This is a genomic window from uncultured Aureimonas sp. (assembly GCF_913775355.1).
Taxonomy (GTDB): Bacteria; Pseudomonadota; Alphaproteobacteria; order Rhizobiales; family Rhizobiaceae; genus Aureimonas.
The window spans coordinates 1-3,827 of the sequence record NZ_CAJYIU010000194.1 but is presented as its reverse complement, the minus strand read 5'-3'; the positions used below and the strand labels follow the sequence as shown (position 1 = coordinate 3,827).

General features: G+C 71.8%; 5 protein-coding genes. All 5 read right to left on the bottom strand.

Annotated features, from left to right (window positions below):
* Positions 1-954: adenosine kinase (locus tag QZ753_RS12060; protein ID WP_294644045.1), on the bottom strand; the 954-nt coding region annotated here is incomplete at its 3' end.
* A gap of 28 nt (positions 955-982) precedes the next feature.
* The gene (locus tag QZ753_RS12055) at positions 983-1,360 is read right to left on the bottom strand and encodes a YraN family protein (protein ID WP_294644043.1); all 378 of its coding nucleotides are present in this window, start codon (positions 1,358-1,360) and stop codon (positions 983-985) included.
* The gene (rsmI, locus tag QZ753_RS12050) at positions 1,357-2,280 is read right to left on the bottom strand and encodes a 16S rRNA (cytidine(1402)-2'-O)-methyltransferase (RefSeq protein WP_294644041.1); all 924 of its coding nucleotides are present in this window, start codon (positions 2,278-2,280) and stop codon (positions 1,357-1,359) included. Before rsmI ends, QZ753_RS12055 begins: the two co-directional genes overlap by 4 nt.
* Positions 2,277-2,603 (bottom strand): YnfA family protein, encoded by a 327-nt coding sequence (locus tag QZ753_RS12045; RefSeq protein WP_294644039.1) that lies wholly within the window; start codon positions 2,601-2,603, stop codon positions 2,277-2,279. Before QZ753_RS12045 ends, rsmI begins: the two co-directional genes overlap by 4 nt.
* Positions 2,600-3,799: a radical SAM family heme chaperone HemW gene (hemW, locus tag QZ753_RS12040; RefSeq protein WP_294644047.1), complete on the bottom strand. Its 1,200-nt coding sequence runs from the start codon at positions 3,797-3,799 to the stop codon at positions 2,600-2,602. The genes QZ753_RS12045 and hemW overlap by 4 nt, the downstream gene beginning before the upstream one ends.
* Between the last annotated feature and the right edge of the window lie 28 nt (positions 3,800-3,827).

The following is a 3,827-nucleotide window of genomic DNA, read 5'->3' as shown; positions in this document are numbered from 1 at the left end:
CTGGGGGCGCGGGCCGATCTGGGCGATGATGTGGCCGGCGGCGATGGCGCCGAGGCGGGCGGACTGGTCGTGGGGCAGGCCGGCTGTGTAGCCGCGCAGGAAGCCGGAGGCGAAGAGGTCTCCGGCGCCAGTGGTGTCGACGACGTCGGGAACGACGGTCGCGGGGAAGGCCTGCCGGCTGGCGTCTTCGACGACGACGCAGCCGTCCGCGCCGCGGGTGACGATCGCGAGACGCTTGGCATCCTGGCCGAGGTGGTGGAGCGCCTCTTCCAGGATTTCGGTCTGGTAGAGGGCCAGCGCCTCCGGCTCGTTGGCGAAGACGATGTCGACGGTGCCCGAGCGCATGAGATCGAGGAACTCGGCGCGGTAGCGGTGGACGCAGAAACTGTCCGAGAGTGTCATGGCAACCTCGCGCCCGTTGGCGTGGGCGATCTTCGCGGCTGCCACGATCGCGTCCTTGGCGCGCGGCGGGTCCCAGAGGTAGCCCTCGAAGTAGGTGACGCGCGCGGCGGCGACGATCTCCTCGACGACGTCGTCCGGCGACAGCTCGACGCAGGCGCCGAGATAGGTGTTCATCGACCGCTCGCCGTCGGGCGTGACGAGGATCATCGAGCGGGCAGTCGGCGGCGTGTCGGCGAGCGGCGCCGTCTCGTAGCGGATGCCGAGCGAGCGGATGTCGTGGGCGAAGATGCGGCCGAGCTGGTCGTCCGCCACCTTGCCGAAATAGGCGCCGGTGCCGCCGAGCGAGACGAGGCCGGCCACCGTGTTGCCGGCGCTGCCGCCCGACATTTCGGTGGCGGGGCCCATCTTGCCGTAGAGCTCCTCGGCGCGGGCGGCGTCGATCAGCGTCATCGCGCCCTTCTCGATGCCGGCTTCGGCTAGAAAGGCATCGTCGGTGCGGGAGATGATGTCGACGATGGCGTTGCCGATCGTCAGGAGGTCGTAGTCGGCCATACGGAAAGGAGCCTTCGGGTTCGGGAGGTCAGGCAGGGGCCCAGGCGTTGGGAATATGAACCGGCCAGCGGCGAGGCAGGACGGCGACGATGTCGAAGCGCAGCGACAGGCGCGCATAGTCGCGCTGCTTCTGGAGCCAGAGGTCGGCGGCGCGCGCGATGCGGGCCTGCGCGGCGGGCGTGACCGCGTCCATCGCCGCCTCGAGGCTCGCGCGCGCCTTCACCTCGACGATCGCGACCGTATCGCCGCGCCGGGCGACGATGTCGATCTCGCCGAGCTTCGTGCGGTGGCGCATGGCGAGGATGCGGTAGCCCTTGAGGCGGAGCGCCCAGGCCGCCAGCCACTCGCCGCGATGACCTTTGGCGAACCGCGCGCGGCGCTCGGCGAGGCGATCGGCGGGCGTCACGACGACTTCAGCGCCAAAGCGCGTTGGTAGAGGTCGCGGCGGGAGAGGCCGGTGAGCTTCACCGCCTCCTGTGCGGCCTTGGCCGGCTTCATCTCGGCGAGGAGCCCACGCAGGATGGCGTCGACGTCGGCCGGCGCGTCCGCCGCTTCGTCGGCCGGACCCCCGACGCAGACGACGATCTCGCCGCGCACCCGCTCCATGGCGGCGAACTCGGCGGCCAGCTCCGGCAGCGGCGCGCGGTAGATCGTCTCGAAGGCCTTGGTCAGCTCGCGGCAGACGGCGGCGGGACGCGGACCGAGGACGTCCGCCATGTCGGCGAGGCTGTCGGCGATCCGGTGCGGCGCCTCGAAGAGAAGGAGCGTGCCGGGAATGCGGGCGAGCGCTTCCAGCCGCGCGCGGCGGCCGCTTTCCTTAGGCGGCAGGAAACCGGCGAAGAAGAAGGCGTCGGACGGCAGGCCCGAGGCGAGGAGCGCGGCGAGCGGGGCGGAGGCGCCGGGCACCGGCACGACGGGGAGGCCACGCGCGATGGCCTCGCGCCCGAGCCGGTAGCCGGGATCGGAGACGAGCGGCGTGCCGGCGTCGGAGACGAGGGCGACGGAGCGGCCGGCGGCGAGCTCGCCAAGCAGCGCCTCGTCGGCGCTTTCCGCCGAGTGCTCGTGGTAGGACCAGGCCCGCCGCCGGATGCCGTAGCGCTGCAGAAGCTTGCCGGTCTGGCGCGTGTCCTCGCAGGCGAGGACGTCGGCGCCCGCGATGATCTCCAGCGCGCGCAGCGTGATGTCGGAGAGGTTCCCGATCGGGGTGGCGACGAGATAGAGCGCCGGCTCAGGGCGGTAGGCCGGGAAGGCGGCGTCGCGGATCGTGAAGCCGCCGCGCTCCTCGCCGGTCGCGATCGCAGGCTCGGCGTCGGGCTCCTCGCTCATGCCGGCCTCGGCGACCAGAGGATGACGGCGGCACCCGCGAGGCAGAGCCCGGCGCCCACGAGGTCGAACCGGTCTGGCCTCATGCCCTCGGCGCCCCACATCCATAGGAGCGAGGCGAGGATGTAGACCCCGCCATAAGCGGCATAGGCGCGCCCGGCGAACTCGGCGTCGACGCGCGTCAGCGCCATCGCGAATATCACGAGGGAGACGAGGCCGGCGGCCAGCCACCAGCGCGAGGCGTCGAGCCGCAACACCGCCCAGACCGCGAAGCAGCCGGCGATCTCCGCCACGGCCGCGAAGGCGTAGACCGCGATCGTCGTCACGCGAGGTCCGCCACCACGGCGTCGAGCACCAGCATGCCGGTCGGCGTCGCACGGATGCGGTCGGGCCCGAGACGTTCGACCATGCCGTGGCCGGTGAGCTCGCGGACCGTCTCGGCGTCGAGGTCGCGCCCGGACAGGTCGCGCCAGCGCCTGAGATCCATGCCCTCGACCAGCCGCAGGCCCATCAGCATCAGCTCGTCCGCCTGCTCCTGCGGCTCGAGGGGAACGTCCTCGATGTGGCCGGCGTCCCAGTCCTCGACCATGAGCAGCCAGGTTTCCGGATGCTTCTCGTTGGAGACGGCATGGCGCGTGCCGTCCGGGCCGGGAAGGCGGGCGTGGGCGCCGGGACCGACGCCGGCATAGAGGCCGTAGCGCCAGTAGGTGAGGTTGTGGCGCGATTCCGCGCCCGGCACCGCGTGGTTGGAAATCTCGTAGGCCGGCAGGCCGTGCGCGCGGGTGATCTGCTGCGTCGCCTCGTAGAGCTCGGCCGAAAGCTCGCCGTCCGGCACGGTCAGCTTGCCCGCCTTGTGGAGGGCGTGGAAGGCCGTGCCCTCCTCGATGGTCAGCTGGTAGAGCGAGAGATGGTCGGCGGCGAGCCCGATGGCCTGCGCCAGCTCGGCTTCCCAGTCCGCAACGCCCTGACCGGGGCGCGCGTAGATGAGGTCGAACGAGAGGCGCGGGAATATCTCGCGCGCGAGGCCGATCGCGCCCAGCGCCTGATCGACGTCGTGGAGGCGCCCGAGGCGGCGAAGGTCCCGGTCGTTCAGCGCTTGCACCCCGAGCGAGACACGGTTGACGCCGGCCGCCCGGTAGCCGCGGAAGCGCGTCGCCTCGACTGAAGAGGGATTTGCCTCCAGCGTGATCTCGGCGCCGTCGGCCACGGTCCAGAGCGAGGCGATCTCGTCGAGAATCGCGCCCACTGTCGCCGGCTCCATCAGGCTCGGCGTGCCACCGCCAAGGAAAATGGAGGTGACGATCTCTGCCCCGGTGCGCCGCGCCTGTTCGGCGAGCTCGCGCCGGAAGGCGGCGACATAGCGCGCCTGATCCACCGGCTCGTGGCGGACGTGGCTGTTGAAGTCGCAATACGGGCACTTGGCGGCGCAGAAGGGCCAGTGCACGTAGACGCCGAAGCCGGGATCGCCGGCCGGCGGCGTGTAGGGCCGGATCGCCGACAGGGGGCGCAGGGCGAGGCTCACGAGACCCCGAGCGCTTCCCGCGCGAAGA